This window comes from Pseudoalteromonas sp. NC201, from assembly GCF_002850255.1.
Taxonomy (GTDB): Bacteria; Pseudomonadota; Gammaproteobacteria; order Enterobacterales; family Alteromonadaceae; genus Pseudoalteromonas.
The window spans coordinates 2,442,991-2,467,557 of sequence record NZ_CP022522.1 but is presented as its reverse complement, the minus strand read 5'-3'; the positions used below and the strand labels follow the sequence as shown (position 1 = coordinate 2,467,557).

The 24,567-nt window shown below is 43.2% G+C and carries 23 protein-coding genes; 13 read left to right on the top strand and 10 right to left on the bottom strand.

The annotated features are described in order from the left end of the window. Nucleotides 1-24 precede the first annotated feature (24 nt). Nucleotides 25-2,277, bottom strand: coding sequence for a TonB-dependent receptor (locus PNC201_RS10455; protein WP_102057003.1), 2,253 nt, complete (start codon nt 2,275-2,277; stop codon nt 25-27). A 253-nt stretch (nt 2,278-2,530) separates the two neighbouring features. Between PNC201_RS10455 and PNC201_RS10450 the strand changes: the two genes are divergently transcribed. The 3 genes from PNC201_RS10450 to PNC201_RS10440 all read left to right on the top strand — a co-directional run bounded on the left by PNC201_RS10450 (nt 2,531) and on the right by PNC201_RS10440 (nt 6,450). Further along, nucleotides 2,531-3,532, top strand: coding sequence for a LacI family DNA-binding transcriptional regulator (locus PNC201_RS10450; RefSeq protein WP_102057002.1), 1,002 nt, complete (start codon nt 2,531-2,533; stop codon nt 3,530-3,532). A 129-nt stretch (nt 3,533-3,661) separates the two neighbouring features. Then, on the top strand, nt 3,662-4,924 hold the full coding sequence (locus PNC201_RS10445) for an MFS transporter (RefSeq protein WP_010605073.1): 1,263 nt from the start codon (nt 3,662-3,664) through the stop codon (nt 4,922-4,924). Between the two features lie 8 nt (nt 4,925-4,932). Then, nucleotides 4,933-6,450 (top strand): trehalase family glycosidase, encoded by a 1,518-nt coding sequence (locus tag PNC201_RS10440; RefSeq protein ID WP_102057001.1) that lies wholly within the window; start codon nt 4,933-4,935, stop codon nt 6,448-6,450. Here the strand turns inward: PNC201_RS10440 and PNC201_RS10435 are convergent. After that, nucleotides 6,386-7,297, bottom strand: coding sequence for a helix-turn-helix transcriptional regulator (locus PNC201_RS10435; protein ID WP_102057000.1), 912 nt, complete (start codon nt 7,295-7,297; stop codon nt 6,386-6,388). The genes PNC201_RS10440 and PNC201_RS10435 overlap by 65 nt on opposite strands. A 158-nt stretch (nt 7,298-7,455) precedes the next feature. Between PNC201_RS10435 and exaC the strand changes: the two genes are divergently transcribed. Then, a complete protein-coding gene (gene exaC / locus PNC201_RS10430) occupies nt 7,456-8,976 on the top strand; it encodes an acetaldehyde dehydrogenase ExaC (protein WP_102056999.1) in 1,521 nt (506 codons plus the stop codon). Nucleotides 8,977-9,037: 61 nt separating this feature from the next. On the opposite strand, the gene PNC201_RS10425 is transcribed toward exaC, so the two are convergent. Then, the gene (locus PNC201_RS10425) at nt 9,038-10,681 is read right to left on the bottom strand and encodes a sensor histidine kinase (protein WP_102056998.1); all 1,644 of its coding nucleotides are present in this window, start codon (nt 10,679-10,681) and stop codon (nt 9,038-9,040) included. A 113-nt stretch (nt 10,682-10,794) separates the two neighbouring features. After that, the gene (locus tag PNC201_RS10420) at nt 10,795-11,511 is read right to left on the bottom strand and encodes a haloacid dehalogenase type II (RefSeq protein WP_102056997.1); all 717 of its coding nucleotides are present in this window, start codon (nt 11,509-11,511) and stop codon (nt 10,795-10,797) included. 147 nt (nt 11,512-11,658) lie between these two features. On the opposite strand from PNC201_RS10420, the gene PNC201_RS10415 reads away from it, so the two are divergent. From PNC201_RS10415 to PNC201_RS10390, 5 genes are all read left to right on the top strand, one after another. Continuing rightward, on the top strand, nt 11,659-12,546 hold the full coding sequence (locus tag PNC201_RS10415; protein ID WP_102056996.1) for a LysR family transcriptional regulator: 888 nt from the start codon (nt 11,659-11,661) through the stop codon (nt 12,544-12,546). A 119-nt stretch (nt 12,547-12,665) separates the two neighbouring features. Beyond that, nucleotides 12,666-12,950 (top strand): hypothetical protein, encoded by a 285-nt coding sequence (locus PNC201_RS10410; protein WP_010605066.1) that lies wholly within the window; start codon nt 12,666-12,668, stop codon nt 12,948-12,950. A gap of 204 nt (nt 12,951-13,154) precedes the next feature. Next, entirely contained in the window at nt 13,155-13,415 is a 261-nt protein-coding gene (locus tag PNC201_RS10405; RefSeq protein ID WP_010605065.1) for a YbaK/EbsC family protein, read from the top strand. Nucleotides 13,416-13,691: 276 nt separating this feature from the next. Further along, nucleotides 13,692-13,952 carry a YbaK/EbsC family protein gene (locus PNC201_RS10395; protein ID WP_325050975.1) on the top strand — a complete coding sequence of 87 codons (261 nt, stop codon included), beginning with the start codon at nt 13,692-13,694 and terminating at the stop codon, nt 13,950-13,952. Between the two features lie 332 nt (nt 13,953-14,284). After that, nucleotides 14,285-15,049: a class II glutamine amidotransferase gene (locus tag PNC201_RS10390; RefSeq protein WP_010605063.1), complete on the top strand. Its 765-nt coding sequence runs from the start codon at nt 14,285-14,287 to the stop codon at nt 15,047-15,049. Between the two features lie 64 nt (nt 15,050-15,113). On the opposite strand, the gene PNC201_RS10385 is transcribed toward PNC201_RS10390, so the two are convergent. Genes PNC201_RS10385 through purM form a run of 3 tightly spaced genes read right to left on the bottom strand, consistent with a single transcriptional unit; the run spans nt 15,114 to nt 17,525 of the window. Then, on the bottom strand, nt 15,114-15,809 hold the full coding sequence (locus PNC201_RS10385) for a DUF3108 domain-containing protein (RefSeq protein WP_019647394.1): 696 nt from the start codon (nt 15,807-15,809) through the stop codon (nt 15,114-15,116). A 13-nt stretch (nt 15,810-15,822) separates the two neighbouring features. Next, nucleotides 15,823-16,473 carry a phosphoribosylglycinamide formyltransferase gene (gene purN / locus PNC201_RS10380; RefSeq protein ID WP_017219541.1) on the bottom strand — a complete coding sequence of 217 codons (651 nt, stop codon included), beginning with the start codon at nt 16,471-16,473 and terminating at the stop codon, nt 15,823-15,825. Next, nucleotides 16,473-17,525 (bottom strand): phosphoribosylformylglycinamidine cyclo-ligase, encoded by a 1,053-nt coding sequence (gene purM / locus PNC201_RS10375; protein WP_102056995.1) that lies wholly within the window; start codon nt 17,523-17,525, stop codon nt 16,473-16,475. Before purM ends, purN begins: the two co-directional genes overlap by 1 nt. A gap of 385 nt (nt 17,526-17,910) precedes the next feature. On the opposite strand from purM, the gene PNC201_RS10370 reads away from it, so the two are divergent. Both PNC201_RS10370 and PNC201_RS10365 read left to right on the top strand, forming a co-directional pair. Then, nucleotides 17,911-18,153 carry a YdcH family protein gene (locus PNC201_RS10370; RefSeq protein ID WP_010373888.1) on the top strand — a complete coding sequence of 81 codons (243 nt, stop codon included), beginning with the start codon at nt 17,911-17,913 and terminating at the stop codon, nt 18,151-18,153. 252 nt (nt 18,154-18,405) lie between these two features. After that, nucleotides 18,406-19,908, top strand: a complete 1,503-nt coding sequence (locus PNC201_RS10365; RefSeq protein WP_233525162.1) for a putative bifunctional diguanylate cyclase/phosphodiesterase — start codon at nt 18,406-18,408, stop codon at nt 19,906-19,908. Between the two features lie 61 nt (nt 19,909-19,969). Here PNC201_RS10365 and PNC201_RS10360 read toward each other — a convergent pair whose 3' ends face one another. Then, the gene (locus PNC201_RS10360; protein WP_010605058.1) at nt 19,970-20,941 is read right to left on the bottom strand and encodes a LysR substrate-binding domain-containing protein; all 972 of its coding nucleotides are present in this window, start codon (nt 20,939-20,941) and stop codon (nt 19,970-19,972) included. 155 nt (nt 20,942-21,096) lie between these two features. On the opposite strand from PNC201_RS10360, the gene PNC201_RS10355 reads away from it, so the two are divergent. Beyond that, nucleotides 21,097-22,077, top strand: a complete 981-nt coding sequence (locus PNC201_RS10355; protein ID WP_233525161.1) for a zinc-binding dehydrogenase — start codon at nt 21,097-21,099, stop codon at nt 22,075-22,077. A gap of 322 nt (nt 22,078-22,399) precedes the next feature. Then, complete coding sequence (locus PNC201_RS10350) at nt 22,400-22,987, top strand: MlaC/ttg2D family ABC transporter substrate-binding protein (RefSeq protein ID WP_102056994.1); 588 nt, start codon at nt 22,400-22,402, stop codon at nt 22,985-22,987. A gap of 79 nt (nt 22,988-23,066) precedes the next feature. Here PNC201_RS10350 and PNC201_RS10345 read toward each other — a convergent pair whose 3' ends face one another. Beyond that, nucleotides 23,067-24,047 (bottom strand): 2-hydroxyacid dehydrogenase, encoded by a 981-nt coding sequence (locus PNC201_RS10345; RefSeq protein ID WP_102056993.1) that lies wholly within the window; start codon nt 24,045-24,047, stop codon nt 23,067-23,069. Then, nucleotides 24,013-24,528, bottom strand: coding sequence for a glutathione peroxidase (locus tag PNC201_RS10340; RefSeq protein WP_010373899.1), 516 nt, complete (start codon nt 24,526-24,528; stop codon nt 24,013-24,015). Before PNC201_RS10340 ends, PNC201_RS10345 begins: the two co-directional genes overlap by 35 nt. Between the last annotated feature and the right edge of the window lie 39 nt (nt 24,529-24,567).

Here is a 24,567-nt window from a genome sequence, read left to right as displayed (position 1 = left end):
ATGTTAAACGCTTAGTTACAGCAACTAGAACGTATACGCAACGCTAAACTTTACACTCCTTGGCATGATATAGCGGCCGTTAGGTGAATCTGGGTTACGTGGATCCCCCTCGGTGATCCCTTGTTTATCAGTAAGATTATCTACCGCTAGTTGTAATTTTACGCCCTCTGTTGGCTCTACGATAAGACCAATATCAAGCTTTTCGTAGCCCTCTAACACGACAGTATTTTCATTATCGCCAAAACGGTCATCTACAGCTGAGAGTGTGCCATACAAGGTGGCATACATACCTGATACTTCAAAGTCGTAGCTTGGTGTAACGCGCAGCATCCAATCTGGTTGGCGCTGTGCTTTATTTCCCTCATTTGTTGGGCTTTCAGTAATTTCAGTGTCTTGCCAAGTGGCATTCAAGTTTATCGATAAACCCGATTCATGGTTGTAGCTGTAATCAAGTTCTACACCGGTTGCTTCATTGGTTAGAATTTCCGCAGGTATACCTGGGCGTCTTACAAACGTGTCGCCTTTTACTTCGTTGGTAAATAAAGTAACAAAGAGGTCGCCGGTTTCACCCATATATTTATAGCCAAGCTCAGCTTGTGTGACTTCTTTAATCAGCGACTCGCCCGATTCATAGGTGCTATAGTTATCTCTGAAGTCGTCGAAATAAGGCATTTTGTAGCCTTTGTTCATACGCACAAAAACACCTGAATCTAAGCTCAAACTATAGTCAGCGCCTAAGGTCCATGAAGTCTTGCGCTCATCATAGTCAACCGCTTTTGTGATCACTCCGTCTAAATCTTCATCTACAGAGTATTCTACCTCGTGCTGCTCACTACGCAGGCCTAAGTCTAATTTAAGCGCTTCAGTAGCTTGGTAACTATGAGTGGTATAAACTGCCCATGTCGTGGCATCACCAGAACTGTTAATGTCGTAGTTGAAGGCGCAACCGGCAACATCGCTATTACACGCGATACCATTCAATGCTTCGCCACCTTGTTCCAAAACGTGGTAGGCGGTATTGCCTAAGCTCCACCAGTCTTTTGCAGAAGTAGTTGCTGTATAAATACCAAAGGCACTTGACCAATCACCAAAGGTTTTGCTTAAGGCTAAGTCATTGGTGAAAGCTTCGATATCTTTTAATACAACCCAGCGACCATATTGTTGTACCATGGTATCACCCGCGTATTCATCGCCCGTGACGCTACCTGTTGCGGTTTCACCATTGTCCGCCACTTCACTTAAACGCATGGCACTGCCAGCAGGCACAAGGCCTAGTGTATTTGCATCGCCTTGCGTTAAGCTAAAGCGGTCATTTAACTGCCAACCATTTTTGAATTCTACTTTTAAGCTACCTCCAGAAACATGGCCTTTCCAGCCGCGACCATCACCCATATCTACGCTCATCGGTGCATTTGCATCACCGACATAAATAATAGCTTTGCGATTATTCGTTCCCAGCTGAGTAAAGCCCGCATCCACACCCTCAACATTAAGTGGGGTTGGCAGATACCATGCGCCTCTGTCATCAGTTTGACGGGTATAAAGGTTAAATTCACCATCAGCAAACTCTTTGGTTAGGTTTATGGTAAATTGATGGCCTTTTTCTGAGGTAAAGCCCGCATCACGGATCCCAGAAGAGCGTTTGATATAGCCGCCAACCATGTAGTAAAGATCATTGGAGATCTCACCACTTAACACGCCGTCAATGCGGTTAAGACCATAGTCTGTGGTGGTATATTTAAACGTCCCTTCGGTGTCGGCTTGGCCGCGTTTAAGTTGAAAGTTAGTTGTTAAGCCCGGCTGACCATTAGACACCACGGGGTTTGGTCCACCACGCAGGCCTTCCATCATACTGATGGTTTCATCGAGTCTGAAAATCGAGGTGTTTTCTAAAAATGAGAGCGTTGGCGCGGGATATATAGGACTGCCTTGCAAACTAACCGTTAAGAATGGTGCATCCCCACCGCCTGGAAAGCCGCGAACAAAAACGTTGGCACCGGATTCACCTCCTGAACTTTCAACCCAGATCCCAGGCACCGCTTTAAGCAAGTCAGCGGTACTTTTGGGGGCGAGCTTATCAATTTGCACGGCATCGATGTTAGTCACAGCAAAGCTTGCATCAATTTTTCTGATCCCTGCGCCACCAGGTGTACCTGACACAATGATGGTTTCTACTTTTTCTTTGTTATTGTTCGGTTGTTGTTCAGCCTGAGCTGATGCGCTTAACGCAAGCGTTATAGCTGCAGCGATCAAGCTTAAGGAGTTAGTTTTTATCACGGCTAAAGCCCTCTTGTTGTTGTCATAGACTGGTATTTAACGACTGTCTATTTTTTAAAATAGATCTTAATGCAAACGTTTGCAATGATGTTGTTTAAAAATTTGTCATAAAATGATGGAAGGCGTTACAAATTTACTGTGATTGCTTATCTTTTCTGCTTGGTTAGGGTAGGAGATTCAATTAGTTATGGTTTAAGTATCAAAAAATTGTAAGAATAGCGATGTAATAACGTGTGCTAAGAAGGGGTTTGCGATGGGAACAACACAATTAAAGCTATCGGATCTAGCAAGGCTAGCTGGAGTCTCTACCTCCACAGCTTCCCGTGCACTCAATGATAACCCTCTGATAAAAAAGGAAACTCGAGAGCGCATTCAGGCGCTTGCAAAAGAGCATCACTTTAGCGTTAACGCGGCGGCTAGTCGCTTACGGATGCAAAAAACCAAAGTCATTGCCGTTATTATCAATCTCGAAGCCGAAACCAAACAATCCGTCGATGACCCATTTTTACTTAAAGTAGTGAGCGATATTAATCGTGCGGTGAACCGAAAAGGGTACGAGTTATTACTCTCTAATTCTTATATGGCAGGGGAAGACTGGCATGGTTATTTTATTTCTGGCCGTCGAGCCGATGGAGTTATCGTTGTCGGGCAAGGCAAGGAGCAAGCACGAATTGAACGTGCTGCAAGAGCTGGCACGCCGATCGTGGTATGGGGCGACCCTAAAACTTCTGCAAATTATCCTATCGTTGGTAGTGACAATTTTATTGGTGGCCTTAGCGCAACGGAGCACTTAATTGCCAAGGGAGCGTCTAAACTTCTATTTTTGGGCGATCCGGGCCATGCCGAACTCGGTGAGCGCTATCGCGGATTTTGCCATGCGGTGGAAAAAGCCAAGGTAGAAGCGCAAATGATTAAAATCGACATTACTTCAGAGGCTGCCTACGCGAGTATAAACGCTTTGTTGCGAGCACAAGGATTAACCTTTGATGGGATCTTTGCGTGTAGTGATATGGTCGCGCTTGGGGCACTAAAAGCGCTAAAAGAGCGTTACGTTAGCGTACCAAATGACGTACGAATAGTCGGATTTGACGACATAGCCATGGCACAGATCAGCTTCCCTGCGCTATCTACGATTAAACAAGACACCAATGCAGCGGCACAGTTATTGGTGGAAAAGCTGCTCTCTCAGCTAAGTGGTGAGACATGTGCGTCTCAAGAGGTGCCGTCATTATTAGTGATCAGACAGTCTAGTTAAAGCAGCACAATATGCGATAACAATCATTAGCTTAAATTGTTTTGATGTGATTTGAAATGCAAACGATTGCAAAAATAAGAAAGTCTGTCTAGACTAAAAAGGAATCACAGTGTTTTAACGAGAATAACAATGAATCGAGCACGTATCATACTTGCCATGGCCGTTAGTTACTTCCTATTTGCTATTTTGCTCAATAGCGTAGGGACGGTCATCTTGCAGTCTATTCATAGCTTTGGCATTACAAAAGCGCAGGCCGCCACCTTAGAGGCATTTAAAGATCTTCCCATCGCCATCGTTTCATTTCTGGTTGCGTCGGTTATCCCCAGGGTTGGATTTAAAATTGCTTTGACCGCAGTGCTCGCGGGCGTGGCATTGATTTGCAGTATCACACCTATGGTCGCTGAGTTTTGGATTCTTAAACTAGTATTTGCTTGCGTGGGTGCGGCATTTGCGGTGGTCAAAGTGTCGGTTTATGCGCTCGTTGGCCAAGTCACTGAAGGAAGCAACCAACATTCAAGCCTGCTTAATTTTATTGAGGGCGTGTTTATGTTAGGGGTCCTCGGCGGTTATTGGATTTTTGCGGCGTTTATTGACAGCGGCGATAACTCTCTTGGCTGGTTAAACGTCTATTTCGTGTTAGCTGTGCTGAGCGCGTTCACCGCATTTATTGTTTGGATCTCCCCAATTGCAAAGCCAGAGCCAACGCAAGCCACCGAGTCTAGTGTCTCTGCATTTATAGCGATGTTAAAGCTTGTGGCTAAGCCCCTTGTGCTGGTATTTGTGATTTCCGCATTTTTATACGTATTGATAGAGCAGAGTATAGGCACTTGGCTGCCTACTTTTAATAATGAGATCTTGTCATTACCGGTGAATATTAGCGTGCAAATTACCAGTGTTTTTGCTGCTTGCTTAGCACTCGGTCGGCTCGGTGCCGGCGTTGTGCTCACCAAAGTACATTGGTATGTGGTGTTAAATGTTTGCCTTGCCGCTATGGCAGGATTAGTGATTTTAACGTTACCGATGACTGAGGGTATTGAGAAAACGCTTATTTCTTCGTTATTTGACGCACCCCTTGTGGCTTTTCTCATGCCGCTGATCGGTCTTTTTATGGCGCCTATTTATCCAGTGATTAATTCGGTAATGCTAAGTAGTTTACCCACTACACAGCACGCGTCGATGACAGGGCTAATCGTTGTATTTTCAGCGCTGGGTGGTAGCACGGGTTCAATGATCACAGGTTTAGTATTTCAACATTTTGGTGGTCAACAAGCGTTTTATGGGGCACTTATTCCCATGCTGGTGATTGCAGTGTGTTTATATTTCTTTAAATCGATGAGTGAGTCTAGCCAATCAAATCATGCTCACACGCCAAGTCAACAAAAGGTGAGCTGAGGTTTTACATGCAGTACCAATCAAACTTTTATTCCACAGAGATTTTTAAGGCGGTGCAAAGCGCTGGCCTGTTTTCAGACAGTAAGGTTTTTGCAGATGCCATCGCAAAAATTCCGCTTGCAGAGATAGAAAACCAGTATGTGATGCAAAAGCCGACGGGAGAGGCATTACTTAGATTTGTGCATGCGCATTTTGACTTTGTTGCCAACAAAGAATTAAATGCCTTACCCGATTTTACGAGTGCGCAGCAGTATATCAGTGCGCTGTGGTCGCGTTTATCTAGAAAGCCGAGCACCGTTGCTAAGGGCTCCTTGCTACCTTTACCCCATCCGTATGTTGTACCGGGTGGACGTTTTAATGAGATTTATTACTGGGATAGCTACTTTACGGCACTCGGGCTTTTGGATGCGAACAGAAGCGATCTCGTTGAAGGAATGTTAGATAACTTTGTGAGTCTTATTGATCGTATTGGACATGTACCTAACGGAAATCGAGATTATTACCAAAGCCGCTCCCAGCCACCTGTAACAGCATTAATGGTTGATTTACTGTGGCAGGAAAAATCTCATGATAAGCAGTGGCTGTCACGAGTTACTCAGGCATTACTGAAAGAACATCAGTTTTGGCAGACTGGAGAGGATTTGAGTTGCACGGATAAAAAAGCGCATTACCGAGTCGTCAACATGCCATGTGGGGGCAAACTGAATCGCTACTGGGATCCGCTTGCAGCACCGCGCCCAGAGTCTTTTATTGAGGATATAGAATTAGCCGCAGCGGTTACGGACAGCGAAACGTTTTATCAGCACATTCGTGCGGCTTGTGAGTCGGGGTGGGACTTTAGTAGCCGTTGGTTAGCAAACGCTGACGATTTAGCGAGCATTCGTACAACAGACATTATCCCTGTGGATTTAAATGCACTACTAGTATTGCTTGAGTCGCAAATCGCACGTTGTTTTGAGAAATTAAACGAGCTAACGCAAGCGCAGTACTATGCCAATTTAGCGTCAAATCGCAGTGCACTGATACAGAAATATTGTTGGTGTGATAAAGAAGGCTGGTTTTACGATGTAGATCTTAATGATTATGCGCGTACCTCCGTTGAATCTCTAGCGGGCGTTGTGCCTATGTTTGCAGAGCTGGTTACACCTGAGCAGGCAGAGCATATTGGCAAAAAACTCGAGGCAGAGTTTTTGCAGCAAGGTGGATTGGTTAGTACCTTAGTCACTACTTCACAGCAGTGGGACAGTCCTAATGGCTGGGCACCACTTCAGTGGTTTGCGGTGTCAGGTTTAAGGGCATATGGTCAAAATCAACTCGCGAATAAGATTATGCAAGCATGGCTTTATGCTGTTGAAACCGGCTTTGAGCAAACCGGCTGTTTGCTTGAGAAGTACAATGTGGTTGAACCGGATAAACAGGCTAGTGGCGGAGAATACGTGGTGCAACAGGGTTTTGGCTGGACTAACGGAGTAACCAGTCGTTTTTATCGGCTTTTAGTGCCTGAAGTTGATAGTCCTTCGGCGTGATATTAAAGGCTTGTTTAAACGCTCGACTGAATTGACTTGGATGCTTAAAGCCGAGTGCAAAACTAATTGCGGTGATCTGAATTCCTGCTTTTAGTTTTGCCTTTGCTTCAGTTAGTCTCCGTGCTTGGAGCCACTGCTGTGGCGTCGTCGAAAATGACTTTTTAAATTGATTGAAAAAGCGACTTCTACTCATGCAGCTAAGTTTACAAAGCTTCTCTACATCTAGTGGTTCGTCTAAATGAGTCTCCAAATAATGCATCGCTTGATACAAACCGTTATGATCAGGCGTTTGTTTTACTGCGCCTAACAGCAGATCTCGGCTTTGTTGCTGTAGTAGTCTTGCAATTAGTTCGTCCATTGCCAAATCGATAAAGTACCCCCGCTCAGCCTCATTCTCACTGAACAGATGGAGCAATCGCCCCAAACAGTGCTGGGTTTGCCAGTTATGCTCAGTGTGCACCAGCTGCTTTTGATAATTAAAATCACTAGGAAGCGAAAGCGCTAACTTCTCGCTCACGGTATTAATTTTCTCTCGACTGATCTCAATTGCTAAACAGGTGGTGGGAGCGGATAAGCTGGCGTCGGGAAAGTCTATAAATACGGTTTGTTCTGGTGCCAATACGAAGCTTTGATGAGGTAAAAAGGGTTGGTGATAGTCGCAACTGTCTACGTGCATCACTTTTTTACCAGTGATCATCGCACAAAACAACACTTCATTAGAGGCGAGTTTGACTCTATTGGTACTTTCGTATGTGTCATAGACGCTAAGCTCTACCTGATTGGCGGCAAAACTTATTTTGTTTTCAACTAAGCGTTCGATACGACTGCGATGTTTAGAGATCTGCAAACAATGCACTCCTTCTCGGTTACTTTTGGACTGTGCGTATACATTCCGAGACCCTAAGTTAAGTTTTTAAAGGTGAATTTGACTAATGTCAAATATTAGTAAAAACAAAACTGGGACGAATGAAGCCCAAATAAATAACACAAGTTGCAGAGGTAAAAATGATATACGCAAATCCAAATACTGAAGGTGCAGTCGTCAACTTTAAGTCGCAATATCAAAATTTTATTGGTGGTGAGTGGACGCCACCCGTTGACGGCCAGTACTTCGACAATATTAGTCCTGTTAATGGCGAAGTGTTTTGTCAGATCCCGCGTTCAAATGATGCAGACATTAAACTGGCACTTGACGCCGCCCATGCTGCAAAGACGGCGTGGGGTAAAACTTCGGTCACTGAACGAAGCAATATATTACTCAAAATCGCAGACCGAATAGAAGCAAACCTTGAATGCCTAGCGGTAGCCGAAACGTGGGATAATGGTAAAGCTGTACGTGAAACGCTAGCCGCTGATGTTCCGCTTGCTGCTGATCATTTCCGCTATTTTGCAGGTTGTATCCGTGCTCAAGAAGGAGCCATTGGTGAAATTGATGAGTCAACCGTGGCCTATCATTTTCATGAACCTCTGGGCGTTGTGGGGCAGATCATCCCATGGAACTTCCCATTACTTATGGCCGCTTGGAAACTGGCACCCGCTCTCGCTGCTGGGAATTGCGTAGTGCTAAAACCTGCGGAGCAAACGCCTGCGTCTATCTTGTTGTTGATGGAACTAATCGCTGATTTATTACCAAGTGGCGTGGTTAATATCGTAAATGGTTTCGGGAAAGAGGCGGGTGAAGCGCTTGCTACGAGCACACGTATCGCAAAAATTGCGTTTACAGGCTCGACTCCTGTGGGCTCTCACATTCTAAAATGTGCTGCTGAAAATATCATTCCCTCAACGGTGGAGCTAGGGGGGAAATCGCCCAATATCTACTTTAGTGATGTGATGCAAGCTGACGATGATTACCTAAGTAAGTGTATTGAAGGCGCGGTGCTGGCCTACTTTAACCAAGGAGAAGTATGTACTTGTCCATCGCGATTGCTCGTGCAAGAAGATATATACGATGACTTTATAGCCAAAGTCATCGAACGCACTAAGGCGATTAAACGCGGCAATCCGCTTGATACAGAAACCATGGTTGGTGCACAAGCCTCACAAGCTCAATTTGATAAAATTCTTAGCTATATTGATATTGGCAAGAAGGAAGGGGCTGAAGTGTTAATCGGTGGCGAAGTCGCAGAGCTTGGCGAGGGTTATCATAAAGGCTTTTATATTCAGCCGACGCTGTTAAAAGGGCATAACCAAATGCGGGTATTCCAAGAGGAAATATTTGGTCCGGTGATCTCTTTATGTACTTTTAAAGATGAAGCGGAGGCGTTGGAATTGGCGAATAGCTCTGAGTTTGGTTTAGGTGCTGGGGTGTGGACTAGAGATATGAATCGCGCATATCAATTTGGTCGCCAAATCGAAGCGGGTCGCGTGTGGACTAACTGTTATCATATGTATCCTGCACACGCGGCATTTGGTGGTTATAAAAAATCAGGTATTGGCAGAGAAACTCACAAAAAAGCGCTGGATCATTACCAACAAACCAAGAACCTCTTGGTGAGCTATAGCACCAGTCCTTTAGGCTTTTTCTAATTTAATTATTATAGAAGTATTGAGTACTGACCATTGTGACAGTACTCAACCAGTCACCCGGTTAAGAAACGACTTTTAATGGCGTCGCTTGTTTATTAGCAAATGCTATCCTATATTCGAGTCCTTTGCCGGGCTCGCTGACGGTGTGTACATCTCCATCTAACCCTTGAGTCACCAAGTTATAGATAATATAAGCGCCAAGTCCCATACCGCCACTTCCTCTTTTGGTGGTATAAAATGGCTCGAATAACTTACTTAATTCAAGCTCCGACATGCCTTTACCATTGTCTTTATAAATAAGCTCAATGTGTTCATCATGTTTAAAGAATTCAATGGTGATCTCACCTTGTTCCGACTCTTTAAAGCCATGTGCAATGGAATTTGCGACTAAATTCGAAATGATCTGAAAAATAACACCGGGATAGGTCGTGGCGATAAGGCCGGGATCGCAATGAAACTTGATTTTATGGTCATGCTTTTTAATCTCTGGATTGAGCGCCGCGATGATCTCTTGAACATAATCATGGACATTAAAGGCCCTCACTTGCTCGCAAGATTGATCGACAGCGACTTGCTTAAAGCTATTAATTAAATTCGCGGTGCGTTGGAGGTTTTTTAATAGCAATTTGCAAGCGCCAGTTGAATCTGAAATAAAGTCCTCCAATACTCCGGTAGAGAGCACTTTGGTTTGGTACTTCATGGTGAGGTCGTCTAAGTGCTGCTGTAGATAAGTGGTGGAAGTGATGCCAATCCCGATGGGGGTGTTGATTTCGTGTGCAACACCCGCAACCAAATCGCCAAGCGATGCCATTTTCTCTCGTTCAAGTAATTGCGTATGAGTACGGTTGAGATAGGCAACGGTTTCTTCTAGCTTTTGATTGGTCTCGACTAGTGAGCGAGTGCGCTCACTCACTAACTCTTCTAACTGCTCTTTATGTTGTTTTAACTCTTGTAAGATTTGCATTCCTTCAACTAGTAAAAACCCTAAAGCGACGATATAGGCCATTAACCTTAAAATATGCCAGCCCCACCAAGCGGTATCCCACAACTTGGATTGCTCGAACATAATAGCGGCTGCGCCAAATAGGAAACAATGTAAGCAAAAGAGCAAATCGCTCACATTATGAGAGTCGCGATATACAAGGAGAATTTTAACTGCGGCGACAAAAAACATAGTACCGCCAATGACGTTGAGCGCCATCGCCGTACCAGTAAAGTGACCTTGCTCAACCATGTGTGGTAAATCCGTAGGGTAAGCTAGGCTCATGGTGCCGATGATGATAGCGGCTGTGCATGCGCTGATCAGCCAATAGCGGTTTTTAAACCAAGTAAATCGGCTGTGAGCAAGCAGGGTGATAAAAGTGAGACCACCAAAGAAAGTCGCGATACTGTGAAGCCAAACGAAGGTTTGGCCAACATTTACGGCGGCATGGAATCCATCTAAGATCCCCATTACCAGCAGCGCCGTGGCGATTTCGATATTAAAACTTGTACCGGTGTTGTACTTTTCAAAAAATAACAACGCCAATGCAATGAAAAGGGCGACAGCGGAGCCGAAGGTTTCAGCCACTGCATGCGCTTCTATCAGCGGCCAAGTTATATTATTAAGAAGCGTATTGCTCAGTAAAAGGGATGCGCCGTGGATAGTTAAGCTGACACCTATGATTATCCAGATCACAATGTGGGTGTTTTTATTTATATTCATGGAGGCTATTCCTTCGATTCACCTCCTTAAATCTAGTACATTTATTATGTAGATAAAGCATGCTGAGCATTTTTATCAGCTGGTATCAAGGTGCCAGCTGATACTTTCCAATGTTACTCGTTTCCAGAAGTGATGAGCTCGTCAGCCAAACTTGTTAAGTCAGGTAGCACGTAATCTGGTGTCTTTGCCAGTGGGTAGAGCTGCTTTTGTGGTCTTGCAATAAATGCTGTGTGCATGCCCGCGGCTTTTGCGCCGGCAACATCCCAGCCGTGAGCCGCCACCATTAGCGCTTGGTCTGGACGAATATTTAATTGCTGTAACGCCCATTCGTAGGCTCTAAGGTCGGGCTTATACACTTTGATGTCTTCAATACTCAAGCGTTGGTCAAAATAGGTAATTAGACCGGCATTTTCAAACTGCGCTTTAACCCCCGCATTCGATGAATTGGTTAAACTCACGAGTTTAAACCCAGCTTGCTTGAGCCGTTTTAGCGCGGGAATGACGTCTTTATACGGGGGCAAAGAGAGCAGGGCGGGCACGATTGCTTGTTTAGCTTGTGCGTCAGTTATCGTTAGGCCTTTGTTTTTTGCAACCATTTGTAGCGCGGCAACGCCTATCTTGCCAAAATCTTGATAATCACCACTTACTGTAGTCACTAACGAGTGATGTAGCATAGTGGAAAACCAAAGGGCTAATAGGGACTCATCGCCACCTAAAACTTGGCTAACCGGCTTATTCATTGACTCTAAATCAAGTAAGGTTTCATTGACATCGAAGAAAATAACTTCCGGGCGTTCAACCTTTGAGTTGGCTTGGCTAATATTCGGCATTAGGCCTCCTAACATAACGAATAGACTAATTAAGGTGCGTTTCATTGATAATTCCAATTTAGTTGCGATGAGAAGCAGTATATTTATTTGATAAATTTAAACAAAGCGCGCATATTCGAAAGCAAGATTCGAAAAAACTAAATCGACATGTATTCAATCGCTGAACTCGAAACATTCTTAGCTATTATTAAACATCAAGGAGTGGTTAATGCTGCGAAGCAATTAAGACTCTCGCCTGCGACAGTTAGTCATCGTCTTAACAAGTTAGAGCAACATTTAGGCATGACTTTGCTGTTTAGAGATAGTCGTACGCTTACATTGTCCCCAGCCGGAAGTACTTTTAGAGAGCGGGTGGAGCATATATTAGAGGCGCTTTATGATGCTGAGCACGAAATAGGTGCAAGGGGCTCAGCGGTGAGCGGGTTACTTCGTGTCACTATGCCGCCTTGGGTGTTTTCACAATTTGTGATGCCAAATCTAAGTCAATTTGAGCAAGCGCATCCGCAATTAGCACTCGATTTCCTGATCAACGATCAGTTTGTAAACATAGTTGAAGGTGCTCAAGATGTAGCGATACGCGTTGGACAATTGGCTGATTCTGGGTTGTTGGCGAGAAAACTATGCGATAACCATCGGATATTATGTGCAGCGCCGAGCTATATTGACCGCTATGGCATGCCTGATAATATCAGCGAATTACAAAACCACTTTTTTGTATGCTTACCTTGGCAACGAGAATTTAAGTTAAAAGAACCAAACGGTAGAATTGTACACTTTAACGCAAAAACTCGTTTTACGATTTCAAACTCAGACAATATGACTTCTGCTGCCCTAGCTGGGCATGGTATTGCAGTTAAATCTCACATTGCCATCAGAGATAACCTAAAAAGAGGTGAGTTAGTGCCTATAATTCCAGGTTGTCTCGAAAGTGACGACGCACCTATTTGGTTTGTCAGGCCTCAGCACTCGCTGAAGACACGCAAGGCAGAGGCATTCTATGAATTTATGAGGGCATTGTTCGAAAATAAGGGCTAATACTTTAGTCTGCTTGTGCTTTTAAACTAATAACTCTAAACTCCGTATTAAAATTAGAAACTAGCCAGCTTGATGATTGTAAAATCGAACTGGTAACACTGATAGCAAACGGAGCTGCTATGTTCAAATTCATTTCTTGGATTTTTTCTGTCACCGCATTTTCACTTACTCTATTCTTTATCGTGCAAGGTAGTTATATGCTTTGTTTAGTCATGCTACTTGCTGGATTGATAGCATTGCCAAAACATGAAAAAGAATTGCAACCACTAGGTATGAGATTACATGCTAAGCATTTTTCTCGGGAGTCTCGTTCACTTAGCTCAAAAGAGGTAATGAACTTTTTATTAGCATGCTCATTGGCTGGCGCTAGCCTTGCGTATCAATGGCATGTGGTAACAATATAGACTTTACTGAACTTAATATCTTGAGTGTTTATATACAGCCATGATCCGAGTTTCTCTTAATGGGATACTCGGATATTTTTCAATGCTACCCCCGAGATAGGGTTAGCCTGATATCACAAATAGTATAAAACATACATGATGTTTAAAATCCGCTCACTAGCTGTTAGATTGGTTTTAACTACCATAGCATGGAAGAGCAATTGAATGTCACAGCCGTTAAAATCCTCATCAATACGTGTTCAAGAGTTCCTAGCCAGTCATGGGCATAACTTCACCGTTACAGAGCTTGCAGACTCTACTCGTACCGCGAAAGATGCTGCAAATGCGATTGGTTGCACTGAGTCTCAAATCGCCAAGTCTCTGATATTTAAAGATAGCAATACTGAAAAGGCGGTCTTGATAATTGCTTCTGGTAGCAACCAAGTGTCCGTGAAAAAAGTGGAAGCAGCAATTAGGGCCTGTTGATCTTTCAAGTTTGTTTTTGCGGCAGTTTGATTGGTATTTATACAAGTCAGAGCCGGCGTAGTATAGTCATTCTATGTGAGTCAGGCGATAAAGACTTTGTGCTCCCGCAAAGTCACCTTACCCCACATCCTTGTGGGGCAACACAGAAGAAATGCCAATAAAGCGCTGCCCTTCGGGTTCACCTGAGTGCGCTTTGTTCATTGTTGCTCAACTTTTGCCTAGATTACTAGGCGGCAAGTCGAGCGTCGCGACCAAAACACACTCAGAAGAACAAAAATCAAACAGCAAAGGTCTACAGGCCCTGATGTAAAGCTCGAAAAAGCGAACGCAAACTTTGTACGGGAAAAAACCGGTTTTGCCATTGGCGGTGTGCCTCCTGTGGCGCACACTGACTCTGTGTTGACGATAATTGATAAAGATTTAAAGCAATACGATCGTATTTGGGCTGCTGCAGGCACGCCCAACTCGGTTTTTGAGTTAAAAGCGCATGATCTAGATACGCTTACGGGTGGCACTTGGTTAGATATTGCGAAGTAATCCTCAGTTCGTAATCGACCTTGTGTCTATGTGATCCATCTATCAGTCAACTAGGGGTGGTCATTAAGGTTTTCAACCAATAAAGTGCTTTCTAGATGAGAACAGCCCGATAGTCATTCAAAATAATCGTATTAATACCGCTCTCAAGGTAGTTGAATTTAAAAAAGTAAAGACACAGAGATACATGATAAACTTACCGCCAATAATTCAGTAGTATGACTATCTAAGATAATCGAGCTACTAGTCATAAGTGTGACCAAACGTGTGACCTTTTGATATTTGTGATGTGTATTTTAATCATAACTTTATGATATTTAGGGTTTAAGTGATTTATGTGTGAGCTTTTGGGGATGTCGGCGAACGTACCGACAGATATTTGTTTTAGCTTTTCTGGTTTGTTGGAGCGCGGTGGCAATACGGGTCCTCATAAAGATGGCTGGGGTATCACCTTTTACGAGGGGAAAGGATGTAGAACCTTTAAAGATCCAGAGCCTAGCTGTCAGTCTGAAATTGCTAAACTAGTCAAAGCATATCCGATTAAAAGCGTGTCTGTAATAAGCCATATTCGACAGGGAAATAGGGGACGAACTTGTCTTGAAAATACCCACCCATTCACTCGAGAATTATGGGGTCGGGAGATCACGTACGCCCACAATGGCCAGCTTTCGGACTATAAAGACTTAAAAACTGATTTCTACCGACCAGTTGGGAATACAGACAGTGAACTTGCTTTTTGTTGGATTTTGGACAAAGTACGAGAAAAATACCCAAGTCGTCCGTCAAACATGGTCTCAGTTTTCAGGTATATCGCAAAGCTAGCGCACACATTGAGAGACAAAGGGGTATTCAACATGTTGATAACCGATGGTATTTATGTGTTGGCGTATTGCACCAATAATCTACATTGGATAACCCGTAGAGCCCCATTTGGTAAGGCTACCTTAATTGATGCGGATATGGTGGTGGATTTTCAAAAGGAAACCACACCAGATGATGTTGTCACTGTTATTGCGACTCGACCGCTGACCAACGATGAACAGTGGCAGAAACTTGAGCCCGGCGAGTTTGCTTTATTCAAATTAGGTGAGAAGGTGTAGTTCTGAGTTTTTGTAAGCAAAGGCGGCCTAGTTGAGCCGCCTTGATGAATTAACGATGTAGCTATCAACTCTCTGATTTGGGTTGGTAGGTTTTAAGCTCTATCTGAAACTGCTCCATACCATCTTTACCTTTGTACATTTTAACCAGCATATGATCATAACTTGGTGCAAACCAAGCAATGGCTTGACGATCGCTATCATCATAAACGCGTTTAACTTTGATGGTTTTGACGTTGCCAAAAGGTAGAGTGATCATTTCCTCGCCAGCCACCTCAAAATCATAGCTTCGCTGGTCGCCTTTTTTGTCTATGATAGGATAGCTAAACTTGGTCTTTCCCGCCTTTAAATCCTCTCGCAGCTGTACTTGATAACTAATTAAATCTTGCTGATTCTCAAGCCACTTCACTTTCAGTGGATACTTTTCTTCACTGGAGGTAATTGCTTGGTTTTGATGATCAAACTTAATTTTGTAGCTTTTATCTGGACCAGTCCCTTCACGGGTCATACTGTAATGTAGTGGGCTGACGGTATGTTCAGCGACTTTAAACAATGATTCTTCAGTTCTTACATCTGAAAAAATCATCCATTCGATATCGCTTTTGTAACGTACAGCGTATGTTGCATCCGCTATTTTTGTGAGGTCTCGCGTGGCACTACCATGAACCTTACCTTTGCGTGAAACTTGGTATTCGGCGTGATATTCAGTGAGAGAGTTCGCAAATGTCGAAGTGGAAAGTAGAGCGCTAATACCAATTAGCACAGCGCTCCATTTTTTATTTTTCTGGGTACGGCGCACCTTGAACTGGTAAGGTTTTGTTATCAAAAACAGCATAGTCTGCTTCCATTGTTAGTCTTTGTTCGCTGAACCATTTGACCACCAAAGGATAAAGAATGTGTTCTTGCTTATGCACACGTTGCGCCAGTGACTCTGCCGTATCATCTGGAAGAACAGCGACCTTGGCCTGACAGACCACAGGACCACCATCTAACTCTTCTGTGACAAAGTGAACGCTAGCACCATGTTCTGCATCGTTTGCATCGATTGCTCTTTGGTGGGTGTTCAGCCCTTGATACTTAGGCAACAAAGAAGGATGAATGTTCAACATTTTTCCTCTAAATTTTTGCACCAAGTTTGGAGTTAGAATACGCATAAATCCAGCTAATACAACCAAATCTGGTGTAAAGCTATCAATTAGTTGACCAAGCGCAACGTCATACTCTTCACGAGATGCGTATTGCTTATGGTCTAAAACAGAAGTCGCTATACCAGCCTCTTGCGCTCTGGTTAGGCCGTATGCGTCCGCTTTATTACTAACAACGGCTGCAATTTCACCTTGAATATAGCCAGATTTGCAAGCATCAATGATTGCTTGCAAATTTGAACCACTACCAGAGATCAGAACAACAAGGCGAGTGGGTGCCATTACTCGGCACCACCTAAGATCTCAACTTGCTCTTCACCAGCCTGAGCGTCTTGAATTTCACCGATGTGCCAAGCGTTTTCGCCTTGTGCTTTCAGGATTTCAAGGCTTTGTTCAAGCTTATCAGCAGGAACAACTAAGATCATGCCAACACCACAGTTGAATGTGCGGTACATTTCGTGCGTTGCAATGTTACCGTTTTCTTGTAACCAGTTGAAGATTGCAGGCCATTGCCAGCTATCACCTTTAATCACCGCTTTTGCTGACTCAGGTAGCACACGAGGGATGTTTTCCCAAAAACCACCGCCAGTGATATGAGAAAGTGCGTGAACATCAACTTCTTTTAATAGCGCTAAGATTTGCTTCACGTAGATACGCGTTGGTTCTAGCAGGTGCTCGCCTAGGGTTTTGCCTTCGAACTCTGCGTTAGTGTCTGCGCCAGATACTTCTAGTACTTTACGGATTAGAGAGTAGCCGTTTGAGTGCGGACCGCTTGAACCTAGTGCAATTAGCTGATTGCCAGCCGCAACTTTAGTTCCATCAATGATTTTAGACTTTTCTACCACACCAGTACAAAAGCCAGCCATATCGTAGTCATCGCCTTCGTACATGCCTGGCATTTCAGCCGTTTCACCACCGATAAGCGCACAACCAGAAAGCTCGCATCCTTTGCCAATACCAGATACTACATCTGCCGCAACATCAACGTCTAACTTGCCTGTAGCATAGTAGTCCAAGAAAAATAGGGGTTCAGCGCCTTGGACAATAAGATCGTTAACACACATAGCAACTAGGTCAATACCTACTGTGTCATGCTTTTTCAAATCGATAGCTAAGCGTAGCTTAGTACCAACACCGTCAGTGCCAGCAACCAAAACAGGCTCTTTATATCCGGTTGGGAGTTCGCATAGTGCACCAAAACCACCAATGCCACCCATTACTTCTGGGCGACGAGTTTTTTTCACTACGCCTTTAATTCTTTCGACCAATGCGTTGCCCGCATCGATGTCAACGCCAGCGTCTTTATAACTAAGAGACTGTTTTTGTTCGCTCACAGGTTTTCCTCAAAAGTTGCTAGATAGATTTGCTTAGAAACGCCGACATTTTACAACAATTGCATCTAGGCGGCTAGCGACTTTGCGAGAAACCCTAAGAATGTGGTCAAAGGTCCTCGATTTTGTATCTCGAACAGTATAAAGAAACGACAAAAACTTGATTGTTTATAACTGAATGTGATTTGCGTTAGATCAATACTCAAAGAAGGTGGCAGCGTACTATGGAAACAGGCCCAATCAGACAGTAACTTCAAAAAATGTATTCGAAATCACTGTCACTAACGGCGCATTGATTGGGTCTACCCTAAACTCAAATGCATTTTCAGCCTTAATCTGAGATTTATACTCAAACTCAGATTACCTAGCTATTTATGGGAATAAAACGATGAATATTGAACGCCACAGCCTAGCTAAAGAACTGCCAGAGTTTAAAGACAGAATTCATGAATTAAAACTGTCTGATGGACATTTCTCAAAACTTTTTAAAGATTATCATGAAGTAGACAATGAAGTTATTCGAATTGAAGACGGTGTAGAGCACTCAAGTGATGAGTATCTTGAGTCACTGAAGAAAAAGAGACTGTGGTTAAAAGATCAACTTTACCGAATTTTAAAAAGTGCGGACTAACTTTTAATCAAGGCCAACTGGTCTATGTGAGCGGGCTGCCAAGTCCGCTACTAAATTCCCCACCAATTGTTGAATAATTTAGCCTGTCCCGAGCAAGGGCAGATTTATAATCTATACTCTAACCATTGTATTCCATGCACGACGACTCCTTTGATTGCACTTATATTAGTATTAGCTGGCAGCTTTATCATGGGATTAGCTTTTTCACCGGCCTTTAAAATATGTCGATTAACCTCTTCGGTCGGGTGGCGAGTGTTGTTAATTCTTATGGCTCTGTTTGAACTCGGATACTTGAGCTTTGCCTACTTTCTGTACGATCACAATAGCGCTAGTTTCATTGAGCAAGGCTTAAGTTTAATCCTGTTTCTTGGCTCCATTTTTGTTTTTGTGGTGAATTGTCTAAGTCTAACAAGTCTGCAAGAATTAAATGAAATTGCAACGCAGGCCAAATATAACGCTGAACATGATTTTTTAACGGATTTAGAGAATCGCCAGCGCTGCATTGACGCCATTAATGAACGTAAGCATCAGCAGCTCGACTTTAGTGTTATCTTGGTTGATCTGAATAATTTTAAGCAGATCAACGATGCAAAAGGGCACTTCTTTGGTGATAAATTGTTGGTGGAACTTGCACACAAAATGCGTGCAGCACTGCTTCCTCGTAGCAAGTTATATCGCATGGGCGGCGATGAATTCATTATCCTGATGGACGTTACAGACGTAAACTGTATTTACTCTCAAAACAATGCACTACTGAGCGAGTTAAAGTCTGGGATAGAAATTGAGGAGTTACAACTGGATGTGACCTATAGCGCAGGAGCAAGCTTATGGACTAAATCGCGCCAACTTGATGTGTTTGACCTTTTGAAGCAAGCTGATATCGCCATGTATTCGGCCAAGCATAGCCGTCAAAGCATCGTCATCTTTGATGAAGAGCTTCATGAGGGAATTGAGGCCGAGTTCCAACTTTTAGCTAATCTCAAAGTTGCGCTCGCTCGAGGTGAATTGGCGCTCTATTATCAACCGATAGTGTGTTCTCAAAGTGGTGATATTCATGGAGTAGAAGCGCTATTAAGGTGGCCTCAGCCCGACGGTACAATGATAATGCCAGATCAGTTTATTGAGTTAGCGGAGCGTAATAATCTTATCCGGCAGCTGAGTGCATTTGTGATTAACCGTGTATTCCAAGACCTTGCAATATTGATTGAAATAGATGACAAGTTAGTTGTGCATATCAACCTTTCCTGCCAAGATTTTGCTGAACAGAATCTAATTAATACCCTTGCCATGCTACTGGATACTCACCGAGTAGACCCAACTCATATAGTATTTGAGCTTACAGAAAGCACCGTAATGGAAGAAGTGGAAAAAGCGAGAAGCCTAATTGAAACATTAATAGATATGGGATTTGCAGTGAGTATTGATGACTTCGGCACTGGTTTTTCTTCATTTTCTATTTTAAAAGAGTTACCAATTTCGCAGATCAAAATAGACGGTTCGTTTGTAAGGCTAAGTCATGAAAGTGAAAAAGATCAAGCCATAGTAGAAACCAGTATGTTTTTAGCACGTAAATTGAACTGCAGTATTGTTGCTGAGGGTGTTGAAAGCGATGCTTGTTTGCAGTATTTGTATAGCTTGAATTGTCCGTATATTCAGGGCTTTCAGATATGTGAACCACTTTCGCTAAGCGAATGCGTAAAGTGGATTAATTCCCAGAATATGGTGAAAGGCGCAATGAAAAGGTTAGACGGATGAGGTCTATAACCTCTCTCTGCAAAAAGCTTGATATCCAGATATACGAATAAATTGCTGTCGACTAGAAAGTTAACATCGGCTTAGGTGGGATAAAACCGTACATTTGTTCAAATCCAGGGATCTCTGTTTCCCATATTGGGGTTTCTTCACCGATATATGCACGGAATGCATCAAGAAACAGCCTAGTTCTGACTGGTAAATCACGATGAGGATAGAGCGCATACATCGCAGCAAAATCGACCAGTTTTGTGTTAGTTAAAATCGGTTGTAATTTGCCTTCAGTAATTTCTTTACCGACTAGAAAGGCTGGTGCAACAATATAACAGGTACCAGACAGCACACTTTCCATCAATGTATCTCCGTCGTTGGTTCTGAAGATACTCTTTACAGGCATTTGCTGCTCGATGCCTTGCTCGTCTTGATAGGTGATACTGGTAAACCTTAACGCATCACTGGCGTAGGTTGCTGCAGGTAATTCGCTGAGCTCCTCAAGCGAGTTTGGCGTGCCATGAGTTTTTAAGAACGTCGGGCTTGCTAATATGAGCAATCGATTGCGTGCAATTCTGCGGGCGATAAGTGATGAATCTTTCGGCTCGCCGACACGAAAAGCTAAATCAAAGCCTTCACCCACTAAGTCCACGAGTCTGTCTTCAAGCCTAAGTTCAACCTCAACATGAGGAAAACGTTTTTGAAAGTCATTGATAACAGGTTGTACGTAGCGTCGACCTACCACAGTAGAGCTGGCAATTTTAAGCAAACCTTTAGGCTCGGTGTGATAATTCTGTGCGATGCGCTGAGTGTCGTTTAGTAGCAGCCTTAGCTCTTCTGCTTTTTTTACCATCTCGGAACCTGCAGAGGTGAGCGAAAAGGAACGAGTCGTACGATTCATTAATCTTACACCGAGTTCTTCTTCCAGCTTGGTCATCTGCTTAGAAATGACAGAGCGATCGATATTTCTCAGTTGTGCGGCACTGGCAAAGGAACCACGTTCCACAACGTCTAAAAAGATTAATAATCTGCTGCTAATATCCATAATGCGAGAAAGTTCACTAAGACTGATGCCATTGTGACACTAAACAATTGGAATTGCGAGGGGCATATTTACACTAATAAAGTTGTGGCAACATGCTAACAATGGTTTAATGAATTTAGTCTCACTACTTTATTTTTAACCTAACGCAAAGGCATATGATGAAAGCAGTCCGATTCAATCACACAAATGGACTTACCTTCGAGCAGGGAGAAATTAACTTACCTGAGGCAACCGATGATCAAGTCTTGGTCAAAGTTGAATACGTTGGTTTAAGCTTTATCGATACCAAAGTGGCCAATTGTCCCTGTGAAGAAACACCGAATAGAGTGTTTGGTGTGGATGCTGTGGGTGTTGTGGAAAAAGCATGTAAAACGGGATTTCCAGAACCAGGTACGCGGGTTTTTTGGCATGGAGACATTCGAGAGCAAGGCACGATGAGTGAATTTGCCTTGGTGCCAAGTCACGCACTTACTGTACTACCAGAAAATGTTGATGGTAAGCTCGCCTCAGCGGCAATCGCACCTGCTATGTGTGCATTGATTGCGCTATTTAAGCTTCAACTGAATACAGGTGATACGATTTTAATCGAATCAGCTCATCATCCAGTTGGCCAAATGGCAATACAATTTGCCAAACAGGTGGGGCTTGGGGTGGCGGCATGTTCCGAGTCTAAATATAAAAAGCTGCTTGAAAAGCTAGGTGCAGATCTCGTGTATACCCAGTCTGACTTTGCCGGCTTAGCCGATGCTCTGCAGCTTCATTTTGGCGCAGCAGAGGTGCAAGGCGCACTAGATTTAACAGGTACACATACCCAACAATTGATTGCGCATTTGATATTTTGTGGTCGAGTAAGTTGCTTAGCGGGATTACCTGCTATTGAGCAACACCTCTTAATGAAGAAAGCGCCAAACATAGGCATTGTTTCTTTGTGTGGTAGTTGGCTTTCCAATAGTGTTTGTGCGCAGCAGAGAATGGCATTCATCGGAAATACTCTGGCTGAAAAGCTTGAAAAAAATGAAATTACTTTGCAGCAACTTGAATCAATTTCACCGCAGCATGATGCGATAATTGAAACGCTGAAAAAGCTAGAAAACAACGATAACATCACGTTTTTTGCGGCAGATATGAATCTGTAGCCCCCATCAGTAGCGATAATTTATCCTCTTCACGCAACAATACTGAGCCTGGCAATATTCGCTGGGCTCAGCGTCCAAATAAATTGATACAATTTCTGACATTTTTCACCGCTTGAACACCGTATACTTCCCTCCAGGCCTCGCCATGAAGGGAATACGCATTTCCTTTACGACTTCATAAATAGTCATTGTCATCGTAAGGCGAAATTTTACATTGCGTTAATTGATGTCGGAGGGGCATCAATTTGGTGCGAATTGATATGTTTATTTGCACTCGTCAAATTGGATAGACTAGTGTCATCAGTTTAATAAGGATTAAACAATGAAAAAGTTACTTGTTATTTTCAGTTTTCTCATCTTCTCAGGTGTCGCGTTTGCGAATGACACACCTTATGAATTAATTAACCAAGTTGGCGATAAGCTATTTGCTGATATAAAAACGGTTAATCAAGATGGCAAAGCAACTGAAACTCAGATGAAGGGCATAGTACGTAGTCGCTTGATGCCACACATCGATGTGAAGTTTGTATCTTTTAAATTGCTTGGTAAACATATTAAAGGGCTAAAAAGAGACGAAGCCATCGAGTTTATTGGTGCGGTTGATAACTATCTTGTATCTACCTACGCTAATGCACTTTTACAGTACAAAGGCCAAGACGTATTGTTTGAAGAGTTACCAGTTTCTGATGGTGCTGATTTTGCGACGGTAAAGGTGGTAATAAGAGAGCAATCAAAACCAGATATAGACATGCATTTTAAGTTTCGTCAAAGCAAAGGTGGAGACTGGAAAGTGTATGACATGGTTGCTGAGGGTATTTCTTTATTGAGTGCTAAGCAAAAAGAAATCACGATGAGAATCTCAGAAGTAGGTTTGGCTCAGGTTACGGCTGAATTGAAGAGTAAAGCATAAATCAAATTACTTCCCCCCGACTTTGAAGTAACCAAAAGAGCACATCATGGCTGATATGCTCTTTTTTTGGTTTCTGAAATCAGACTACTTGGTTTGTCAGTGGCCTTTCAAGTCTTGCTGCGTCGAGGTTTTCACAGGTTATTGTTGCAATCTGTTTTAGTGCTTCTTTGGTAAAAAAACCTTGATGTCCAGTAACTAGCACATTGGGGAAGCTAACCAAACGCGAGAAAACATCGTCTTGAATTATTTCTTCACTGTGGTTTTTAAAAAATAGCTCTGACTCTTGCTCATATACATCTAAGCCGAGGTAACCGAGTCGTTTAGACTTAAGCGCGGCGATACAGGCTTTGCTATCTAACAGGGCGCCTCTACTAGTGTTAATAAGCATGACACCCGCTTTCATTTTGGCAAACGCAGCATCATCAATAATATGATGGGTATGTTCATTAAGCGGACAGTGTAGGCTAATAATATCCGATTGCGCCAGTAAGATATCTAGAGAGACCAAGGTATAAGGACCTTCCCCTATGTTTGGGTCATAAACTAGGACATTGGCACCAAAGCCGTTTAAGATACTGACTAAGGCTTGGCCAATTTTGCCACAGCCGATGATACCAACCGTTTTATTGTAAATATTAAAACCGAGTAAGCCGTTGAGATCAAAATTATCTTCTCGAACTCGATTGTAGGCCTTATGTGTCTTGCGGCTGAGCGTTAGCATCAACGCGATACAGTGTTCTGCAACCGCTTCTGGGCTGTAGGCTGGAACACGGACAACCTTTATGTCACGCTGTTTTGCCTGTTGAATATCAACGTTATTGAAACCTGCGCAGCGTAGGGCGATGGTTTTAACGCCATAGTCAGCCAGTTTATCAATCACTTGTGCATTTACAGTATCGTTTACAAATACACAAACCGCGTCATAGTGCTGACACAGCGAAACCGTTTTTTCATTGAGTGACTCACTAATAAAACTTATTTCAAGTTCTGAGTAGGTATTTACGGCTTGCTCAAAAAACGGCACTTCATAGTTTTGCGAACTGAATAGGGCGATTCTCATGATTAATGTGGCTCTCTATCACTGACTTAAGCGTTTCTGGTTTTGTTCTTGGGGCATATCTTGATACTAGCATGCCTTCAGAGTTTATTAGAAACTTGGTAAAATTCCATTTAATTGCGCGGTTTTGCGCGATACCACGGGTGTGAGATTTTAAATAGCTAAATAATGGATGTGCATCAGGTCCGTTGACTTGTGTTTTAGTACAGATCTTAAAGCTTAAATTGAAATGTGTATTGTAAAACTCTTTAAGCATTTCATCTTCAAGTGGTTCATTGCGACCGAACTGATTACAAGGAAAGGCCAATACCTCAAATCCAAAAGGTTTGTATTTGCTGTATAGCTTTTCAAGTGCAGACAGTTGCGGAGCAAAGCTACATTTGCTCGCAATGTTAACGATCAATAGCGGTCTTCCCGCTAAGGACTGTAATGGCAAAACTTGGCCATCAATAAGCTGTGCACTAAAACGATAAATATTCTCCATCCTTTCAGGCTCCGTGTGATTTATTCATGTTATTCGGTA

Bases quoted from the DNA above. Each gene is read 5' to 3' on its own strand.
- PNC201_RS10370 (WP_010373888.1), top strand. From the start codon at position 17,911: ATGAATATTGAACGCCACAGCCTAGCTAAAGAACTGCCAGAGTTTAAA.
- PNC201_RS10340 (WP_010373899.1), bottom strand. From the start codon at position 24,528: ATGGAGAATATTTATCGTTTTAGTGCACAGCTTATTGATGGCCAAGTT.
- PNC201_RS10450 (WP_102057002.1), top strand. From the start codon at position 2,531: ATGGGAACAACACAATTAAAGCTATCGGATCTAGCAAGGCTAGCTGGA.
- PNC201_RS10420 (WP_102056997.1), bottom strand. From the start codon at position 11,511: ATGCCGAATATTAGCCAAGCCAACTCAAAGGTTGAACGCCCGGAAGTT.
- PNC201_RS10425 (WP_102056998.1), bottom strand. From the start codon at position 10,681: ATGAATATAAATAAAAACACCCACATTGTGATCTGGATAATCATAGGT.
- PNC201_RS10390 (WP_010605063.1), top strand. From the start codon at position 14,285: ATGTGTGAGCTTTTGGGGATGTCGGCGAACGTACCGACAGATATTTGT.
- purN (WP_017219541.1), bottom strand. From the start codon at position 16,473: ATGGCACCCACTCGCCTTGTTGTTCTGATCTCTGGTAGTGGTTCAAAT.
- PNC201_RS10445 (WP_010605073.1), top strand. From the start codon at position 3,662: ATGAATCGAGCACGTATCATACTTGCCATGGCCGTTAGTTACTTCCTA.
- PNC201_RS10360 (WP_010605058.1), bottom strand. From the start codon at position 20,941: ATGGATATTAGCAGCAGATTATTAATCTTTTTAGACGTTGTGGAACGT.
- PNC201_RS10415 (WP_102056996.1), top strand. From the start codon at position 11,659: ATGTATTCAATCGCTGAACTCGAAACATTCTTAGCTATTATTAAACAT.
- PNC201_RS10345 (WP_102056993.1), bottom strand. From the start codon at position 24,047: ATGAGAATCGCCCTATTCAGTTCGCAAAACTATGAAGTGCCGTTTTTT.
- PNC201_RS10440 (WP_102057001.1), top strand. From the start codon at position 4,933: ATGCAGTACCAATCAAACTTTTATTCCACAGAGATTTTTAAGGCGGTG.
- exaC (WP_102056999.1), top strand. From the start codon at position 7,456: ATGATATACGCAAATCCAAATACTGAAGGTGCAGTCGTCAACTTTAAG.
- PNC201_RS10410 (WP_010605066.1), top strand. From the start codon at position 12,666: ATGTTCAAATTCATTTCTTGGATTTTTTCTGTCACCGCATTTTCACTT.
- PNC201_RS10355 (WP_233525161.1), top strand. From the start codon at position 21,097: ATGATGAAAGCAGTCCGATTCAATCACACAAATGGACTTACCTTCGAG.
- PNC201_RS10350 (WP_102056994.1), top strand. From the start codon at position 22,400: ATGAAAAAGTTACTTGTTATTTTCAGTTTTCTCATCTTCTCAGGTGTC.
- PNC201_RS10405 (WP_010605065.1), top strand. From the start codon at position 13,155: ATGTCACAGCCGTTAAAATCCTCATCAATACGTGTTCAAGAGTTCCTA.